Here is a 16,799-nt window from a genome sequence, read left to right as displayed (position 1 = left end):
GGCTGCCGGTTGTAGCGCTTGCAGGCGTGTCTGGGCCAGTTGCGCTTCGCTCTCAAGTTCAGCCAGTTGTGCTTGCTGGGCCTCGCTAGGTACATCGCCAAAGGCAGCCCTGGCCTTGTTCAGTTGCGCCCGGCTCATGGCAGCGGCGATTTTCGCCTGCTTGAGGGCGGCATCGGCGGCAGCGGCCTTTTGCACCTTGACGCGTTCGATGGCGGCCTTGATCGGGTCGTCGACAACCGCGCTCGAGGTGGCGGCGGTGGCGTTGGCCGCACGCTGGCTGCGAGCCAGGCGTTCGGCCTGCTTGCGTGCTTCTTCGCGCTGCAGGCGCTGGTTGCGCTGCTCAAAGCGCCGCCGGGCATGGTTGCGCTTGTGGCCGCGGGCTGCAAGCGCTTCGGCGTCCCGGGCCAGGCCGCCGACAATTGGCACGACGTTGCTGCTGGCGGTGAGCGGCAGCAGGTCAATGCAGTCAACCGGGCAGGGCGCCACGCACAGGTCGCAGCCCGTGCATTCGGCGCTGATCACGGTGTGCATCAGCTTGGCCGCGCCGATGATGGCGTCCACCGGGCAGGCCTGGATGCATTTGGTGCAGCCAATGCATTCGGCTTCGCGAATATAGGCGACCTGCGCCGGTGCATGGCCGCGCTCGTGATCAAGTTCGATCACCGGCACATCCAGTAGCCGGGCCAGGGCGGCGATGGTTTCGCGGCCCCCAGGCGGGCATTTGTTGATCGCTTCGCCCGCCGCCAGGCCTTCGGCGTAAGGCCGGCAACCCGGGTGGCCACATTTGCCGCATTGGGTCTGCGGCAGCAGGGCGTCGATGCGTTGAATCAGGCTCATGGGTTGAATAATCCGTTGAAACCGAGAAACGCCATGGCCATTACGCCGGCGCCGATCAGCTCGATCGGCAGGCCGCGAAAAGCCATGGGGATATCGTCGTTGTCGCTGCGCTGGCGCAGGTCGGCGAATAGGCTCAGGGCCAGCCAGAAACCCAGGCCGCCCCCCAGGCTCCAGCCCAGGGTTTGCGCGATGCCATAGCCGCCTTCACTGACCTGCAGGCTCAAGCCTAGCAGTGCCATGTTGGCCAGCAGCAGTGGCAGCAGGTCATCGAACGGCAGGGCCGGTAGCAGGTGTGTCAGCAGTTTGAGCAGTGGCGAGATCAGCAGCACGCTCAGCGCCAGGAACACGAACAGGCGCAGGTACTCAAGCGCCAGGGGCAACAACGCCAAGCGATAAATCAGTTGCCCGATCCCGACGGTCAAAACCAGCAACAGCAAAGTCGCCAGCCCCAGCGCATGCACCTGACGCCGATACTGATCGGTACTGCTGCGTGGCAGTGGGTCGATGGCCAGCCCCTGGTGCAGGACCAGGTTGTTGATCAGCGCGGCGCTGACCAGGGCCAGGAAGAATTCGCTCATGAGGGGGCCGAATGCTGAGGCTGTCCGCCATTATCCGGCAATGACGCGAGGATGAGAACGCCCCGGCCGCAATCAGCCGGGGCGAGAGCCTTACTTGATGCGTTGGCCCGGCTTGGCGCCGCTGTCAGGGCTGAGCAGGTAGATCTCTTCGCCGCCAGGGCCGGCGGCCATGACCATGCCTTCGGAGACGCCGAAACGCATTTTGCGTGGCTTGAGGTTGGCGATCATCATGGTCAGGCGACCTTCGAGCTTGGCCGGGTCCGGGTAGGCCGACTTGATGCCGGAGAACACGTTGCGCTGCTCGTCGCCGATATCCAGGGTCAGGCGCAACAGCTTGTCGGCGCCTTCCACGGCTTCGGCCTTGAGGATCAGGGCAACCCGCAGGTCGACGGCGGCGAAGGTGTCGAAGTCGATCTCGGCCGACAGCGGGTCCTTGGTCAGTTCACCATTGCCGGTGACAACGCTGGTCTGGCTGGCCGCCAGGTCTTCCTTGGAGGCAGCGGTCATGGCTTCGACCTTGGCCGGGTCGATACGGCTCATCAGCGCCTTGAACGGGTTGAGCTGGTGGTTGCTCAGGCGGGTCTGATGGTCGGTCCAGGTCAGCGGGGCGACGTTGAGGAACGCCTCGGCGTCGGTGGCCAGCACTGGCAGCACCGGCTTGAGGAAGATCACCAGCTGGCGGAACAGGTTGATGCCCTGGGCGCAGATCGCCTGGACTTCGTCCTGCTTGCCTTCCTGCTTGGCCAGCGACCATGGCGCCTTGTCGGCAATCCAGGCGTTGGCGCGGTCGGCCAGGCCCATGATTTCGCGCATGGCCCGGGCGAAGTCGCGGCCTTCGTAGGCTTCGGCAATGCCCGGCGCGGCGGCGAGGAAAGCTTCGGTCAGCTCAGGCGCGGCGTCGCCGTCAACCATTACGCCGTCGTTGCCCTTGTGGATGAAGCCGGCGCAACGGCTGGCAATGTTGACCACCTTGCCAACCAGGTCGGAGTTGACCTTCTGGATGAAGTCTTCCAGGTTCAGGTCGAGGTCGTCGACGCCGCGGCCCAGCTTGGAGGCGTAGTAGTAGCGCAGGTATTCCGGCGCCAGGTGATCCAGGTAGGTGCGGGCCTTGATGAAGGTGCCGCGCGACTTGGACATCTTCGAGCCGTTGACGGTCAGGTAGCCGTGCACGTTGATGCCGGTCGGCTTGCGGTAGCCGGCGCCTTCGAGCATGGCTGGCCAGAACAGGGCGTGGAAGTTGACGATGTCCTTGCCGATGAAGTGGTACAGCTCGGCTTTCGAGTCCTTGTTCCAGAACGCATCGAAGTCCAGCTCCGGGCGGCGTGCGCAGAGGTTCTTGAAGCTGGCCATGTAGCCGATCGGTGCGTCCAGCCAGACGTAGAAGTACTTGCCCGGCTCGTCGGGGATCTCGAAGCCGAAGTACGGCGCGTCACGGGAGATATCCCATTCCTGCAGGCCGGCATCCAGCCATTCGGCGATCTTGTTGGCAACCGCGTCCTGCAGTGTGCCGCTGCGGGTCCACTGCTGGAGCATGGCCTGGAAGTCGGGCAGCTTGAAGAAGAAGTGCTGCGAGTCCTTGAGCACCGGGGTGGCGCCGGAGATCGCCGACTTGGGGTTCTTCAGCTCGGTCGGCGCATAGGTGGCGCCGCATTTTTCGCAATTGTCGCCGTACTGGTCTTCAGCGGCGCACTTGGGGCAGGTGCCCTTGATGAAGCGGTCGGCCAGGAACATTTTCTTGTCCGGGTCGAAGTACTGGGTGATCGAGCGGGTGGCAATGTGCCCGGCGTCACGCAGCTTGAGATAGATCTGGCTCGACAGCTCGCGGTTTTCTTCGGCGTGGGTCGAGTGGAAGTTGTCGAAATCGACCAGGAAATCGGCGAAATCCCCGCTGTGCTCGGCCTGGACGGCGGCAATCAGCTGTTCAGGAGTGATGCCTTCCTTCTCGGCGCGCAGCATGATGGCCGAACCGTGGGCGTCGTCAGCGCAGACATAAATGCACTGGTTGCCGCGAAGCTTCTGGAAGCGCACCCACATGTCTGTCTGGATGTACTCGAGCATATGGCCAAGGTGAATGGAACCATTGGCATAGGGCAGGGCGCTGGTGACGAGAATCTGACGTGGCTCGGACATGGGGGCTCGGCTACTTTTTTCGGCTACTTGAGATGAAACGGTGATCGGCCACTATAAAACGCCGGGAAATATATTTCACCCCATGGACGTATCTGAGGATGTATGGCGGGTTAGCATAGTGGTCTGTTTTGCTCAGTCTTTATCACGGGAGTCTCCATGAGTGCCGTCACTCGCGCAGCCGTCGAAGCCGTTCTTCGCCAGTACACCGACCCTTACCTGAACCAGGACCCGGTCAGCGCCGGCTGTGTCCAGGCCATCGATATCCAGGGCGATCGCGTCAGCGTGCAACTGCAACTGGGCTATGCCGCCGACCTGTTCAAGAACGGTTGGGCGCAAGTTCTGCAAACGGCCGTCGAAGGTATCGACGGGGTTGCCTCGGCGCGGGTCGAGATCAACTGCGTCATCGCCGCGCACAAGGCCCAGGCGCAGATTCCGGGCCTGGCCAACGTCAAGAACATCATCGCCGTAGCCTCGGGCAAGGGCGGTGTCGGCAAGTCGACCACCGCCGCCAACCTGGCCCTGGCCCTGGCCCGTGAAGGTGCGCGGGTGGGGATTCTCGATGCCGACATCTATGGCCCGAGCCAGGGCGTGATGTTCGGTATCGCCGAAGGTACACGGCCGCAGATCCGCGAGCAGAAGTGGTTCGTGCCGCTCAAGGCCCATGGTGTCGAGGTCATGTCCATGGCGTTTCTGACCGACGACAACACGCCGATGGTCTGGCGCGGGCCGATGGTCTCCGGGGCACTGCTGCAGCTGGTAACCCAGACCGCCTGGGACGACCTCGACTACCTGGTGATCGACATGCCGCCGGGCACTGGCGACATCCAGCTGACCCTGGCGCAGAAAGTCCCGGTGGCCGGTTCGGTCATCGTCACCACGCCGCAGGACCTGGCGTTGCTCGATGCCAAGAAGGGCGTGGAGATGTTCCGCAAGGTCAACATTCCGGTGCTGGGTGTGGTCGAGAACATGGCCGTGCACATCTGCTCGAACTGCGGCCATGCCGAGCATCTGTTCGGCGAAGGCGGTGGCGAGAAGCTGGCGGCCCAGTACGGTGTCGAGCTGTTGGCATCGTTGCCTTTGTCGATGCTGATCCGTGAGCAGGCCGACAGCGGCAAGCCGACGGCGATTGCCGAGCCGGAAAGCCAGATTGCCATGGTTTACCAGGAGCTGGCCCGCCAGGTGGGGGCGCGGATCGTGTTGCAGGAAGCGGCGGCACCGGCGATGCCGAATATCACTATCAGCGAAGATTGAGGTGATGCTATCGCTGGCAAGCCAGCTCCCACAGGTTCTGCATGCACTGGACCTTGTGGGAGCTGGCTTGCCAGCGATGGGCCACCAGGCAGCCTAAAATCAGGGCATAAAAAAAGCCCCACCTGTTAAGGGCGGGGCTTTCTTCAAGCTGTAAAGCGGAAGTTAGATAACTTCTACTTCTTCAGCCTGCATGCCTTTCTGACCGCGGGTAGCGATGAAAGAGACCGCTTGGCCTTCTTTCAGGCTCTTGAAGCCGTCAGCCTTGATGGCTTTGAAGTGTACGAACAGGTCGTCACCGGATTGTGGGGTGATGAAGCCGAAGCCTTTTTCATCGTTGAACCACTTAACGGTACCGGTTTGGCGATTGGACATGGTCTGTCTCCTTGGACAAAGTTAACTACGACTCAGGAAACGCCCTGGCCGAGACTGAGTGCAAAGAGGCAGAAAATTCATGAAGATGGGTTGATCGAAATCTTGCATCAGGTAGATATTCTCAGTGACACGTGCAGCACAGTGGCGTCACCTTAACCCTTTTTCCAGAACGTGCCAATGGTCTTGTGATGCTTTCTCATAATTCATGACTGACGGTGCCTGGGGCCCCCGTGCAGGCCCCGTCATACGTGGATCCGACGGTTGATGCAGCATGGAACTTTGAACCCGGCGCCGGGCCCGGTAAGATGCCGCACAGAATTTTTTCACCACGCAATTTCAGGACACCCCCGCCATGAGCATCAAATCGGACAAGTGGATTCGCCGCATGGCGCAGGAGCACGGCATGATCGAGCCGTTCGTCGAGCGCCAGATGCGCGGTGAGAGCGATAATCGGCTGATCTCCTTCGGCGTCTCCAGCTACGGCTACGACGTGCGCTGCGCCGACGAGTTCAAGGTGTTCACCAACATCAACTCGGCGACCGTCGATCCGAAGAATTTCGACGCCGGCAGCTTCGTCGACGTCAAGAGCGACGTCTGCATCATCCCGCCGAACTCGTTCGCCCTGGCCCGTACCGTCGAATACTTCCGTATCCCGCGTAACGTGCTGACCATCTGCCTGGGCAAGAGCACCTATGCCCGTTGCGGCATCATCGTCAACGTCACCCCGCTCGAGCCTGAGTGGGAAGGTCACGTGACCCTGGAGTTCTCCAACACCACCACACTGCCGGCAAAGATCTACGCCAACGAAGGCGTGGCGCAGATGCTCTTCCTCGAATCCGATGAAGAATGCGAAGTGTCCTATAAGGACCGTGGCGGCAAGTACCAGGGCCAGCGCGGCGTCACCCTGCCACGCACCTGAGGCGACAAAACGAGGGAATTCCTCGCCGCCGGCAGACTCCAAAGAGTTGAACCGTTCCGTCCGGCACCACGCCAGGCGGACGTCAACCAGGAGCAGCCCATGAAACTCGACCCGACCATCAGTGCCAAGCTGGCCGTGCTGCAACCCAACAGCGTTGGGGTGTTGGCCTGGTCGTTGCTGGCTCATCCGCACCCGCACATCGTGCAGGCAGGTGGCGTGCCCGGTCAGCCTGATCCAGACACTCCGGACTCGCCGCAACCAGGCGATAATCCGCCGATGGAACCCGGTGAGCCGACCTTGCCGGACGAGCCACCGCCGGCACCCGTCGCCTGAGCCCTACTTGAGGTTGCCGCTCAAGAACTGACGCAGGCGTTCGCTCTTCGGATTGCCCAGCACCTCTTCCGGCGGCCCTTGTTCCTCCACCAGGCCCTGGTGGAGGAACATCACCTGGCTCGCCACTTTGCGAGCGAAGGCCATTTCGTGGGTAACCATGATCATGGTCCGGCCTTCTTCGGCCAGCCCCTGAATCACCCGCAGCACTTCGCCGACCAGCTCCGGGTCGAGGGCCGAGGTCGGCTCATCGAACAGCATGACTTCAGGTTCCATCGCCAGTGCCCGGGCGATCGCCACCCGTTGTTGCTGGCCGCCGGAGAGGAATGCCGGGTACTGATCCGCCACCCGTGGCGCCAGGCCGACCTTGTCCAGGTAGCGCCGGGCGCGTTCTTCGGCTTCGTGCTTGCTCACCCCCAACACCCGCCGCGGCGCCATGGCAATGTTGTCCAGCACGCTCAGGTGGCTCCACAGGTTGAAGTGCTGGAACACCATGGCCAGGCGTGTGCGCAGGCGCTGCAGTTCGTCCGGGTCGGTGACATGCAGGCCATGATGGTCCTGGGTCATGTGCACCGGCTTGCCGTCGAGGGTCATGCTGCCTTCGTTGGGTTGCTCGAGGAAGTTGATGCAACGCAGGAAGGTACTCTTGCCCGAGCCGCTGGCGCCGATCAGGCAGATCACGTCGCCGGTCTTCGCTTTGAGCGAAACGCCCTTGAGCACATGGTGCTCGCCGTAGCGTTTGTGCAGGTCTTCGATGGTCAGTTTGTACATGCGCAGGCTCTAAAGGTGAGATTCAAGGCGACAACAGGTAGCCGCTGCGGTAGGCCTGGTTACCGGCCACGTGAGCGATGACCATGCCGGCGGTGGCCATGCGCCGCAGCGAGCGGGCATAGAGCAGGCCGGGCTGGGTGTTGCGCACCGGGGTTACCCGGTCGGTCAACGGGTCGATGACTTCGGCGATCAGTTCATTGGCCTGCAGGTACTGGCCCGGTTTGACGTGGAATACCAGCAAGCCGCCCAGCGCAGTTGCCACCGGCTCCACACCGGCCAACGGCGTTGCCGGGTAGCTCAGGGCGGGCAGGGCGGCCGGTTCGCCGTCGATGGCGCCGTAACGGGTCAGGTAATCGAGGATTGCCGCACAGTCCTGTTCGGCCAGCGGATGGCTGACATCGCCCTGGCCACGCAACTCGACGGTCACCGAGAAGCTGCCCTGGGGGATCGGGAACTGCTTGCCGAAGCGCTGCTGCAATTGCCACCAGACCAGGGTGAAGCACTCATCGAAGGACTGGCCACCCGAATCGGTGGCCAGCAGGCTGGCCTGGGCCCCGAGGTAGCGTGACAGCGGCTCGACCTGGGGCCAGGCTTCCGGGGTGGTGTACAGGTGCGCTACGGCTTCGAAGTCGCAGTGCAGGTCGAGCACCATCTCGGCATCGCAGGCCAGGCGCTGCAGGGTCAGACGCTGGGATTGCAGCGGGGTGTGGGCGGCATGGGCATCCAGGGCGCGGCGCAGGCTTTCGCGGATCAGGGCGATGTTGTGCTGCGGGTCCTGGTTCAGGTGATCGGCGATCTGGTCGCCGATCTGGTCGCTCAGGTCGACGAAGTGGCGGTTGAAGTTCTCGCCGCTTTGCAGTTCGTAACGGCCCAGCGGCACATCCATCAGCACCTGCTCCAGGCCCACCGGATTGGCGATCGGCACCAGCACGATCTCGCGGCGCAACCGGCCCTGGGCCTCCAGTTCACCCAGGCGTTGCTTGAGGTGCCAGGCCACCAGCATGCCGGGCAGTTCGTCGGCATGCAGCGAAGCCTGGATGTAGATTTTGCCGGCGTCACGCGGGCCGAAGTGGAAGCTGTGGATCTGGCGGGCAATGCCGGGCACCGGTGCCAGAATGTCGTGAGTCGAGTGATGCATATCAGTCCTAGTGAGTCGGTCCTAGAAAAGCCAGCCAGCGACGTTCGGCGAGGCGGAACAGCCCTACCAGGGCAAAAGTCACGCACAGGTAGATCACGGCGGCAATGCCAAACGACTGGAATGTCAGAAACGTGGCCGAGTTGGCGTCGCGGGCGACCTTGAGGATGTCCGGCACGGTGGCGGTGAAGGCCACCGTGGTGGAATGCAGCATCAGGATCACCTCGTTGCTGTAGTACGGCAGCGAGCGGCGCAGCGCCGACGGCATGATGATATAAGCATAAAGTTTCCAGCCGCGCAGGCCGTAGGCCTTGGCGGCCTCGACTTCACCGTGGTTCATGCTGCGGATCGCCCCGGCGAAAATCTCCGTGGTGTAGGCGCAGGTGTTGAGGGCGAAGGCGAGGATGGTGCAATTCATCGCATCGCGAAAAAAGCTGTCGAGCATTGGCTGGGCGCGTACCGCTTCCAGGCTGTAGATCCCGGTGTAGCAGATCAGCAACTGGATATACAACGGCGTGCCGCGGAACAGGTAGGTGTAGAACTGCACCGGCCAGCGAATCCAGAAGCGCGGCGAAACCCTCGCAATCGACAGCGGGATCGAGACCACGAAACCGATGGCCAGCGACGCGGTCAGCAACCACATGGTCATGGCCAGGCCGGTGATGTGGGTGCCGTCGGTGTAGAGGAAGTCGCGCCAGTATTCCTGCAGGAGTTCGATCATCGGATGGCCTCCCGGGTGCCGACGTTATAGCGCCGTTCCAGCCAGCGCAGGCCCACGTTCGAGGCACTGGTGATCAACAGGTAGATGAAGGCCGCGACCACCAGGAAGTAGAACAGCTGGTAGCTGCTTTTGCCGGCATCCTGGGCGGCCTTGACCAGGTCGGCCAGGCCGATGATCGACACCAGGGCGGTGGCCTTGAGCATCACCATCCAGTTGTTGCCGATGCCCGGCAGGGCGAAGCGCATCATTTGCGGGAAGACCACGAAGCGAAAGCGTTGCAGGCGCTTGAGGCCGTAGGCGGTTGCTGCTTCGACCTGGCCACGGGGCACGGCGAGGATGGCGCCGCGGAAGGTTTCGGTGAAATAGGCGCCGTAGATGAAACCGAGGGTGATGACCCCGGCGGCAAACGGGTCGATTTCGATGTATTCCCATTCCATGGTATCGGTCAGGGTCGTCAGCCAGGTTTGCAGGCTGTAGAAAATCAGCAGCATCAGTACCAGGTCCGGCACCCCGCGAATCAGCGTGGTGTAGGCCTGGGCGATCAGGCGCAGCGGGCGCACCGGCGAGAGCTTGGCGCTGGCGCCGAGCAGGCCCAGGCCAACGCTGACCAGCAGCGACATGATGGATAATTTGATGGTCATCCAGGTGCCCTGCAGCAGCAAGGGGCCAAAGCCCTTCAAGCTGAATGCCGAGAGCCCCAGGAACTGCAGCAGGTCTTCGAACATGAAACGAACCTATGCCAGTAGACACGATCATGGGGGAACCGGCGTTACCGGTTCCCCCAATGGTTATTTGCCGCTGTAGAGGTTCAGGTCACCGAAGTGTTTTTTCTGGATCGTGGCGTAGGTGCCATCGTCGTGTAACGCTTTGATACCTTTATCCAGGAGCGCCTTGAGCTCAGTGTTACCTTTTTTGATACCGATGGCGGTCTTGGACGGCAGCAATTCGCTTTCGACCGGCTGGCTGACTTCGTAGTCGACGCCTTTTGGCGATTTGAGGAAGCCCAGTTCAGCCTGGAGCATGTCCTGGATCGAGGCATCCAGGCGTCCGGAGGTCAGGTCGGCGTAGACCTGGTCCTGGTTCTGGTAGGCCTGGGTCTTGACTCCGGCTTTATCCAGCACTGCCTTGGCATAGGCTTCCTGGATGGTGCCTTGCTCATAGCCGACGGTCTTGCCTTTGAGCGAGGCCGGGTCGGCAGTCAGGCCCGAGCCTTTCTTGAATACCAGGGCGGTGGGGCCGGAGAACAGTTCATTGGAGAAGTCGATGACTTTCTCGCGCGCCGGGGTAACGGTCATCGACGAGATCACGCCATCGAACTTATTGGCCTTGAGCCCCGGAATCATGCCGTCGAAGTCGCTTTCCACCCACTTGCACTTGACCTTGAGCTCAGCGCAGATGGCATTGCCCAGGTCGATATCGAAGCCCACCAGGGTACCGTCGGCGGCTTTCGATTCGAACGGTGCATAAGACGGATCGACGCCAAAGCGCAGCTCCTTGTATTCCTTGGCCAGGGTATTCCCCGCAGCCAGACACAACGCGAGTGCGGAAAGCGTCAGCCATGCTTTTTTCATTGTGTGTCCTTGGATTCGCAAAGTGTTGGGGTGGCACAAAGCCGTTACCGGTCGATGCCAGACAACACAGTGATAGCAAGTTTCACACCATATTCCAGGCCAGCGCCCACATTCTGTGGGAGCTGGCCTTGCCAGCGATGGACCGCAGCGCGGCCCTGAATAGCCTCAGTAGCGCGCATCCACCGGCTTGCCACCGTTAGGCCAATCCTTGACCTTGTCCGGGAAGTCCGGCCGTGGCTGCTGCGAGAACCAGGCTGCGACATCCACCGCTTCCTGATCACTCAAGCCACCCTGGCCCAGCGGGAACTTCTCGTGGAAGCCGATCGGCATGTTGCGTTTGACGAACGCTGCGGCGGTATAGGTGCGGGCCATACCGGCGCCGATGTTGAACGACTGATCGCCCCACAGCGGCGGGTACACCAGGCTGCCGTCTTCACGGGCCAGGCCCTCGCCATTGCTGCCATGGCACACCGCACATTGTTCGGCATACACCTGCTTGCCGTTGTCCAGGTCCGGCTTGATCGCGGTATCGATCTTGCCGACCCCGCGCCCGGCCACTTTGTCGCCCGGCTGGGTGTTCATTTTCATCCAGTCGAAATAGGCCACCATCGCCTGCATGTCCGCTGATTGCGGCGGCAGCGGCTTGCCGTTCATCGAACGACGGAAGCAGCCATTGATGCGCTCTTCAAGGGTGACTTCCTTGCCCGCCCGGGGTGCGTAGCTGGGGAAGAACGCCGAAACGCCGACAAACGGCGAGCCGTCGGCCACGGTACCGGCGTTGAGGTGGCAACTGGTGCAGTTCAGCGCGTTGCCAACGTTGTCCGGCAGCAACTCGCGGGTCTGCAAGTGCAGGCGCATGCCACGGATCACCTGGTCGGCGTTGGCTGCGGCGAGCAGGTTGGCCAGGCGCGGGGTTTCAAACGCCGTTGAGTCGGTGGTCTGCGGGTTGAGCTGGCCACGCAGGGTTTTCACCTGTTTGGCGGTGATCGGCGAGCTGTCGTTGCCCCAGCGGCTACGCACGAAACTCAGGATTTCGGCGATTTCTTCATCGGCCAGGCGGGCGAAGCCCGGCATGGTGTAGATCCGCGAATGGGTGGCGGTTTGCGCGGTCTCCCAGCCGGTGAGGGTGATGTGCAGCAAGGAGGTCGGGTTGGCCGAGGCGATGCTCGGGTTGCCGGCCAACGGCGGGAACAGGCCCGGGACCCCACGCCCGTCCGGGCGGTGGCAATCGCTGCAGAACTGGGTGTAGCCCAGGCCGCCGCGGCTGCTGAACAGGTCATCCGGGGCGACGGCTGCGGCCAGCGGAATATCCGGCATCGGCAGGTCATCCTTGCCCGGCGGCAGCGATTTCAGGTAGCTGGCGATGGCCACCAGGTCGCCGTCGCTGAAGTGCTGGGTACTGTGATGAATGACGTCGGCCATGTTGCCCGACACCGTGGCAAAGCGGTTCTGCCCGGTCTTGAGCAATTGCACGGTGTCTTGCACCGTCCACAGGTTGCGCAGGCTCAGGGCCTGCCAATGCTCCACGGTTTCACCGGCGAGGAAGTGCTTGCCGCTGCGGCCGGCGTCGCTCATGGCCTTTTCCTGGAAGGCGATGCCGCGCGGGGTATGGCAGGCACCACAATGGCCCAGGCCCTGCACCAGGTAGGCACCCCGATTGAGCACTTCGTCCTTGGCGGGATCGGGCTCGAAGGGCTCGCTGTCGACGAAGGCGAAGTTCCACAGCGACAGGCCCCAGCGCATGTTGAACGGCCAGCTCATGTCCGCTTCCTGGTTGGACTGGCTGATCGGCGTCACGCCCTGCATCAGATACCCGTACAGAGCGCGCATGTCCGCTTCGCTCATTTTCGCGTAGGACGGGTAGGGCATTGCCGGGTAGAGGTTGGTGCCGTCCGGAGTCACGCCTTCGCGCATGGCCTTGTCGAACTGCTCGAAGCTGTAGCGGCCGATGCCGGTGTCCGGGTCGGGGGTGATGTTGCTGGAGTAGATGGTACCCATCGGCGTTTTCAGTTGCAGGCCACCGGCCATTTCCGGTGCTTGCGGGGCGGTGTGGCAGGCAATGCAGTCGCCGAGCTGGGCGATGTATTTGCCTCGGGCAAGCAGTTCGCTGTCGGCCGCCGCTGCCGGGGACGGCTCGCTGGCGAGGACGGAGAACGAGAACACGGTCGTGGCCACCAGGGCCAGACGGGAGAAGGCAGATGCCATTGCATTATTCCTTTAGTCACCTGGCCTGGGGTGGTCCCCTGGGCGCAGGGCTGCAATCGTTTTTATGGTTCATCAGGCGGAGGCGGGTAACGAAACTTGCCTCAGTTTCGTTGTAAGGGATTTGCCGGCGGGGGCTGTTGATATGGATCAGCGCAGCCGGCATTGCACCGGCTGCGCATGCGGATTGCGCGGTTTTACCTGCCCGGCACCAGGGTCAGGCGCTTGTTGCCGTAGGCGCGGTCGAAGTTTTGTGGTTGCAGCGGCAGGCTCATGTAGCGGCCCTTGAACCAGGCATCCAGAGCATCGGCAAAGTGCGGGCTGGCCGGGTTGCCGGACTGGCCGCTGCTGCTTTGCAGTTGCAGCGGTTCAATCTGGCCGAAGTCCACCACCATGCGCAGTGACGGTGCCAATTGCGCGTTGAAGTCCTTGCCCCAGGCATAGGGCGCAAGGTTCAAGGTGCTGTGGTCGCCGCCCGTGGCCAGCGGGCCGCGACTGACCGCGTCACCCAGTCCATGGAAAGTCGGCGCCGGCCAGCGGTACTGGTGCAGCTTGCCCCATTGCCAGGCGCGCGGATTATTGCCCAGTTGCGCTTCGCCGGCAGTGATTGCTGCTGCCAGGCTGCGGGCGAGAATGGCCGGCTTGTCTTCTTTTTGCGCGGTTTTCTGATCGTCCCAGAACGGGCTGTCTTCGCGACCGAGCAAGTGGTCGGCCTGGGCCGAGTACGACAGCCGGGCGTTGCCGACGAAGGCCTGCCAGCTCGGGCTGGATTCAGGGCCGAGCTCGTCGAGGAAGGTCAGCTTGGCGCTTTCCTGCAGGAACAGTTGGTACAGGGCGGCATCTGCCGAAGTGGTACTCAGCCGACCATCGAAGGCCATCAAGCGGGTGTAGGCCTCGCGGGCCTTGGTCCGTTGCTCGGCAGGCAGGGCGTCGATCGCCTGTTTCAGCGGTTGGGCCATGCCGGGGGCTTGGAACATCTTTTTCAGCTTGTCGGCAAACAGCGTGGTCTGGTCGTTTTGCATCAGCATCAGGCTGCGGCTGTCGTGCTTGCCGTTGCCGGCCAGTTGCGCCAGGCGCTCGGCGCGCTCGGGGTAGTACCAGCTGTTGGACAGCTGCATACCATAGCCCTTGGGCACGCTGCGCTGGTTGGCATTGCCGATCCAGCCCTGGGGCGGGTCCTGGTCATAGGGGTGGAGCATCGGGTCGGCGTAACCGTCCCAGTCGTAGCGTCCGTCCCAGCCCGGCGACGGCAGCAGGCCCTGGCCTTCGCGGCGGTTGGGGAAGCGCCCGCTGACCTGCCAGCCGATATTGCTGGCGTCGGCAAACACGAAGTTCAGCGCCGCAGCGCCAATCTCGCGGGTGTTGTCGAAGGCGCGCTCGACATTCTGCGCCCGCGACAGGTTGAAGAAGGCGTCCAGGCTCTGGTCGCCCTTGAGCTCAGGCATGCGCAGGGCCAGGCCCAGGCTGGCATTCTGCGGTTGGCCGAGCAGGGTGCCGTGGCGGGTGTCGTACAGGGTTTCACGCAGCGGGCGCTGGCCCTTGATGAAGAAGGTCTCGTTGCGTGCCTGGGCCGGCAGCCATTTGCCGTCGGCCTGGTACATCAGGCGGCTGCCTTCCTTGCGCAGTTTTTCCAGGAACAGGTCCTGGTTGTCGGCCATCACCGCACTGGCGCTCCAGGCCAGCTTGCCGTTGTAGCCGGAGAGCACCAGCGGCAGGCCGGCAATCGACACGCCCGCGGCCTGGTACTTGGGCGAACGGATCTGCACCGGGCTCATGGCCCAGGCGCCGAGGTTGTCGCTGGCCATCAGGCTCTTGCCGCTGCGGCTGCGCTGCGGGGCAATCGCCCAGTTGCTGGAGCCGGCCGTGCCGAGCAGGTTGAGCGCGGCCAATTGTTCGCTGACCGCCGTCAGTGGCGCCAGGCCCGCCAGCTGGGTGTTCAGGTTCAGGCCTTTGAGCTTGTCGGTTTCGGCCAGGGCCAGGGGCTCGTCAGGGTAGCTTGGCAACAGCCAGGCCAGCTTGTCGGTGCCGACTTTTTGCGCCAGGCCCAGGGCGGCGAGTTCTTCCTGCAGGTTGACCGACTGGCTGAAGTTGTACAGGCAGAAGATCAGCGCCGAGTCCTCGGGCTTCCAGTATTCCGGGCGGTAGCCACTCTGCGCCAGTGGCGCCGGCAGCTTGTCGCGGTAGCGGAACATATAAGCGTTGACCCCGCGGGCATACACCTCGAAGAAACGCTTGAGGCGTGGCGAGGCATCGGCGTACAGCTGGTTGGCGCTGGCCTTGAGGTTGGCCGCGCGCATCAAGCGGTCGACTTCCAGCACATCGGCGCCGGCCATTTCCGCCAGGCGACCTTGAGCCAGCAGGCGCATGCCGACCATCTGGCCGATACGGTCACCGGCGTGGACGTAACCCAGGGCGAACAGTGCGTCGTGGAAGTTGCTCGATTCGATCAGCGGCATGCCCATGGCGTTGCGGCGTACCGAAACATTCTGCGCCAGGCCCTTGAGCGGCTGTACGCCGGTACTGGGCAGCACGCTGTCACGCTGGCCGGCCATCTGGCAGCCACCCAGGCTGAGCAGCCCGAGCAACGCAGCGGCTACGCCGAACCGGGGGGTAAAAGGGGGAAGGGCTGGCGCGGCCATGTTCAGGCTCCTGCAGGGCGTGGCGGTAAAAGGCGCTACGTTAGTGAGCGCGATCACGCCATGCAAGCGGGGCGCAGCCTTTATTTTCAGTAGCTGACGTGACGTCAAGCCTGAAAGGGTGGGGCTAGCGGTCGCGCCTGCGCAGGACACAAGCGGCGACCACTGCTATGGGGCCGCGATCAGGCCCCGTGGCACTTCTTGAACTTCTTGCTGCTGCCGCATGGGCACGGATCGTTGCGGCCGACGTCCTTCAGGGCGTTGCGCACCGGCTCCTGGTGGCCGTGGTTGCAGTGCGGGCCGTGTACATGGCCATGGTCATGGTCGTGGTGATCATGATCGTGGTTGCAGTCAGGGCCATGGACATGGGGTTGCTGGGTCATCTTAGGTTACTCCGGAATAAGATCGCCGGGAATTATCTCACCACTGCGCGACAAGTGCAGGTCGCGAGCGAAGAATAATCCGCTGCTGAGCTCACCTTCCAGGCGATAGCGCAATGGACCCTCGGCGCCCTTGAGCAGTTTTGCCAGGGGTTTGACCTGCTGCCAGAGGTTGGTGCGCACCGCAATCTTGAAGGTGCGCCGCGCGTGAGGGCCGACGCTGCGCCACAGGCTGGCTTCGCCTTCGGTCAGCGGCAGGTCGTTGATCAGCACCTTGTAGCCCAGGTAACGGATGAACAGACGGCTGTCATTGGGGTTGTCGACCTGCACATGGAGCACGAACTCCTGTTGCAGCAGGCGCATCTTCAGCGGTTCGACCTTGAGCAGATGGACCTGCGGGTCCTGATAGTCAGCGTCCAGCCAGCTGGCGCAACCCGCCAGTTGCAGTAGCAAAACGCCGATCAGCAACAGGCGGGCCATCAGGCTCAGCTACCCAGGTAACTGGAGCAGCACTTCTTGAATTTCTGCCCGCTGTTGCACGGGCAGGGATCGTTGCGCGTGGCCTTGAGGCCAACCGTGGGGTCGATGAAGTACCAGCAGCCCTGGTTCTGCACGAAAGCCGAGCGTTCGCGGTGGCAATGCTCGCCGTCGTTGTCGTGCCAGCGGGCGGTGAAGGTCACGAACGCATGTTCAGGCTTGCCACCGAACACCTCGGCGCTTTCCACCTCAAGGCCCAGCCAGGTGCTTTGCTGGCTCCAGGCCTTGATCGCCTCGCGATCGAGCCCTGCCTGCTGCACCGGCAGGGTGGTGGTCACCAGGTAGTCGACCAGCCCCAGCACGTAGGCGCTGTAGCGCGAACGCATCAGGGTCTGTGCGTCGGGGGCGGGAAGCCCTGCGTGATAATGCCCGCAACAGGTATCAAGCAGATCGCCGCTACCGCAGGGACAAACCGAGATACTCATTGCT

The 16,799-nt window shown here is 62.9% G+C and carries 16 protein-coding genes and 1 pseudogene; 3 read left to right on the top strand and 14 right to left on the bottom strand.

Translation table 11 applies throughout. The annotated features are described in order from the left end of the window. The 3 genes and pseudogenes from rsxB to metG form a co-directional block, all read right to left on the bottom strand. Window positions 1-837: pseudogene (rsxB, locus tag LOY45_RS20690) on the bottom strand (electron transport complex subunit RsxB); the annotation flags it as partial. Then, complete coding sequence (locus LOY45_RS20685; RefSeq protein ID WP_134061541.1) at window positions 834-1,415, bottom strand: Rnf-Nqr domain containing protein; 582 nt, start codon at window positions 1,413-1,415, stop codon at window positions 834-836. The gene LOY45_RS20685 and the pseudogene rsxB, both read right to left, overlap by 4 nt. A 90-nt stretch (window positions 1,416-1,505) precedes the next feature. After that, window positions 1,506-3,545 carry a methionine--tRNA ligase gene (gene metG, locus LOY45_RS20680; RefSeq protein WP_258578281.1) on the bottom strand — a complete coding sequence of 680 codons (2,040 nt, stop codon included), beginning with the start codon at window positions 3,543-3,545 and terminating at the stop codon, window positions 1,506-1,508. A 156-nt stretch (window positions 3,546-3,701) separates the two neighbouring features. Here metG and apbC point away from each other — a divergent pair, with 156 nt between their 5' ends. Then, window positions 3,702-4,796 (top strand): iron-sulfur cluster carrier protein ApbC, encoded by a 1,095-nt coding sequence (gene apbC, locus LOY45_RS20675; RefSeq protein ID WP_115085636.1) that lies wholly within the window; start codon window positions 3,702-3,704, stop codon window positions 4,794-4,796. Window positions 4,797-4,958: 162 nt separating this feature from the next. Here the strand turns inward: apbC and LOY45_RS20670 are convergent, their stop codons facing one another. Continuing rightward, window positions 4,959-5,168 (bottom strand): cold-shock protein, encoded by a 210-nt coding sequence (locus LOY45_RS20670; RefSeq protein WP_010221054.1) that lies wholly within the window; start codon window positions 5,166-5,168, stop codon window positions 4,959-4,961. 352 nt (window positions 5,169-5,520) lie between these two features. On the opposite strand from LOY45_RS20670, the gene dcd reads away from it, so the two are divergent. Continuing rightward, window positions 5,521-6,087, top strand: a complete 567-nt coding sequence (dcd, locus tag LOY45_RS20665) for a dCTP deaminase (RefSeq protein WP_115085637.1) — start codon at window positions 5,521-5,523, stop codon at window positions 6,085-6,087. 99 nt (window positions 6,088-6,186) lie between these two features. Beyond that, the gene (locus LOY45_RS20660; RefSeq protein WP_134061543.1) at window positions 6,187-6,420 is read left to right on the top strand and encodes a hypothetical protein; all 234 of its coding nucleotides are present in this window, start codon (window positions 6,187-6,189) and stop codon (window positions 6,418-6,420) included. 3 nt (window positions 6,421-6,423) lie between these two features. Here the strand turns inward: LOY45_RS20660 and LOY45_RS20655 are convergent, their stop codons facing one another. The 10 genes from LOY45_RS20655 to LOY45_RS20610 form a co-directional block, all read right to left on the bottom strand. Then, complete coding sequence (locus tag LOY45_RS20655; RefSeq protein WP_115085639.1) at window positions 6,424-7,188, bottom strand: ABC transporter ATP-binding protein; 765 nt, start codon at window positions 7,186-7,188, stop codon at window positions 6,424-6,426. Between the two features lie 22 nt (window positions 7,189-7,210). Continuing rightward, entirely contained in the window at window positions 7,211-8,326 is a 1,116-nt protein-coding gene (locus tag LOY45_RS20650; RefSeq protein WP_115085640.1) for a succinylglutamate desuccinylase/aspartoacylase family protein, read from the bottom strand. A gap of 7 nt (window positions 8,327-8,333) precedes the next feature. Continuing rightward, window positions 8,334-9,044, bottom strand: a complete 711-nt coding sequence (locus LOY45_RS20645) for an ABC transporter permease (protein WP_115085641.1) — start codon at window positions 9,042-9,044, stop codon at window positions 8,334-8,336. Next, complete coding sequence (locus LOY45_RS20640; RefSeq protein ID WP_115085642.1) at window positions 9,041-9,769, bottom strand: ABC transporter permease; 729 nt, start codon at window positions 9,767-9,769, stop codon at window positions 9,041-9,043. Before LOY45_RS20640 ends, LOY45_RS20645 begins: the two co-directional genes overlap by 4 nt. 63 nt (window positions 9,770-9,832) lie before the next feature. Continuing rightward, a complete protein-coding gene (locus tag LOY45_RS20635; protein WP_115085643.1) occupies window positions 9,833-10,615 on the bottom strand; it encodes a transporter substrate-binding domain-containing protein in 783 nt (260 codons plus the stop codon). A 165-nt stretch (window positions 10,616-10,780) separates the two neighbouring features. After that, complete coding sequence (locus tag LOY45_RS20630; protein ID WP_258578280.1) at window positions 10,781-12,820, bottom strand: c-type cytochrome; 2,040 nt, start codon at window positions 12,818-12,820, stop codon at window positions 10,781-10,783. Window positions 12,821-13,014: 194 nt separating this feature from the next. Continuing rightward, a complete protein-coding gene (locus LOY45_RS20625; protein ID WP_258578279.1) occupies window positions 13,015-15,456 on the bottom strand; it encodes a penicillin acylase family protein in 2,442 nt (813 codons plus the stop codon). 179 nt (window positions 15,457-15,635) lie between these two features. Next, complete coding sequence (locus LOY45_RS20620; protein WP_010221064.1) at window positions 15,636-15,836, bottom strand: SEC-C metal-binding domain-containing protein; 201 nt, start codon at window positions 15,834-15,836, stop codon at window positions 15,636-15,638. A gap of 6 nt (window positions 15,837-15,842) precedes the next feature. Then, the gene (locus tag LOY45_RS20615) at window positions 15,843-16,313 is read right to left on the bottom strand and encodes an LEA/WHy family protein (RefSeq protein ID WP_134061546.1); all 471 of its coding nucleotides are present in this window, start codon (window positions 16,311-16,313) and stop codon (window positions 15,843-15,845) included. A gap of 5 nt (window positions 16,314-16,318) precedes the next feature. Continuing rightward, complete coding sequence (locus tag LOY45_RS20610; RefSeq protein WP_115085647.1) at window positions 16,319-16,795, bottom strand: YchJ family protein; 477 nt, start codon at window positions 16,793-16,795, stop codon at window positions 16,319-16,321. Window positions 16,796-16,799: the final 4 nt, after the last annotated feature.

The sequence above is a fragment of the Pseudomonas wadenswilerensis genome, assembly GCF_024749185.1.
GTDB lineage: Bacteria > Pseudomonadota > Gammaproteobacteria > Pseudomonadales > Pseudomonadaceae > Aquipseudomonas > Aquipseudomonas wadenswilerensis.
This window is presented reverse-complemented; position numbering and strand designations above follow the sequence as displayed.

What these genes read in the sequence shown, in the direction of transcription:
- LOY45_RS20685 (WP_134061541.1), bottom strand. Translation starts at nt 1,415, where the DNA reads ATGAGCGAATTCTTCCTGGCCCTGGTCAGCGCCGCGCTGATCAACAAC.
- metG (WP_258578281.1), bottom strand. Translation starts at nt 3,545, where the DNA reads ATGTCCGAGCCACGTCAGATTCTCGTCACCAGCGCCCTGCCCTATGCC.
- apbC (WP_115085636.1), top strand. Translation starts at nt 3,702, where the DNA reads ATGAGTGCCGTCACTCGCGCAGCCGTCGAAGCCGTTCTTCGCCAGTAC.
- LOY45_RS20670 (WP_010221054.1), bottom strand. Translation starts at nt 5,168, where the DNA reads ATGTCCAATCGCCAAACCGGTACCGTTAAGTGGTTCAACGATGAAAAA.
- dcd (WP_115085637.1), top strand. Translation starts at nt 5,521, where the DNA reads ATGAGCATCAAATCGGACAAGTGGATTCGCCGCATGGCGCAGGAGCAC.
- LOY45_RS20660 (WP_134061543.1), top strand. Translation starts at nt 6,187, where the DNA reads ATGAAACTCGACCCGACCATCAGTGCCAAGCTGGCCGTGCTGCAACCC.
- LOY45_RS20655 (WP_115085639.1), bottom strand. Translation starts at nt 7,188, where the DNA reads ATGTACAAACTGACCATCGAAGACCTGCACAAACGCTACGGCGAGCAC.
- LOY45_RS20650 (WP_115085640.1), bottom strand. Translation starts at nt 8,326, where the DNA reads ATGCATCACTCGACTCACGACATTCTGGCACCGGTGCCCGGCATTGCC.
- LOY45_RS20645 (WP_115085641.1), bottom strand. Translation starts at nt 9,044, where the DNA reads ATGATCGAACTCCTGCAGGAATACTGGCGCGACTTCCTCTACACCGAC.
- LOY45_RS20640 (WP_115085642.1), bottom strand. Translation starts at nt 9,769, where the DNA reads ATGTTCGAAGACCTGCTGCAGTTCCTGGGGCTCTCGGCATTCAGCTTG.
- LOY45_RS20635 (WP_115085643.1), bottom strand. Translation starts at nt 10,615, where the DNA reads ATGAAAAAAGCATGGCTGACGCTTTCCGCACTCGCGTTGTGTCTGGCT.
- LOY45_RS20630 (WP_258578280.1), bottom strand. Translation starts at nt 12,820, where the DNA reads ATGGCATCTGCCTTCTCCCGTCTGGCCCTGGTGGCCACGACCGTGTTC.
- LOY45_RS20625 (WP_258578279.1), bottom strand. Translation starts at nt 15,456, where the DNA reads ATGGCCGCGCCAGCCCTTCCCCCTTTTACCCCCCGGTTCGGCGTAGCC.
- LOY45_RS20620 (WP_010221064.1), bottom strand. Translation starts at nt 15,836, where the DNA reads ATGACCCAGCAACCCCATGTCCATGGCCCTGACTGCAACCACGATCAT.
- LOY45_RS20615 (WP_134061546.1), bottom strand. Translation starts at nt 16,313, where the DNA reads ATGGCCCGCCTGTTGCTGATCGGCGTTTTGCTACTGCAACTGGCGGGT.
- LOY45_RS20610 (WP_115085647.1), bottom strand. Translation starts at nt 16,795, where the DNA reads ATGAGTATCTCGGTTTGTCCCTGCGGTAGCGGCGATCTGCTTGATACC.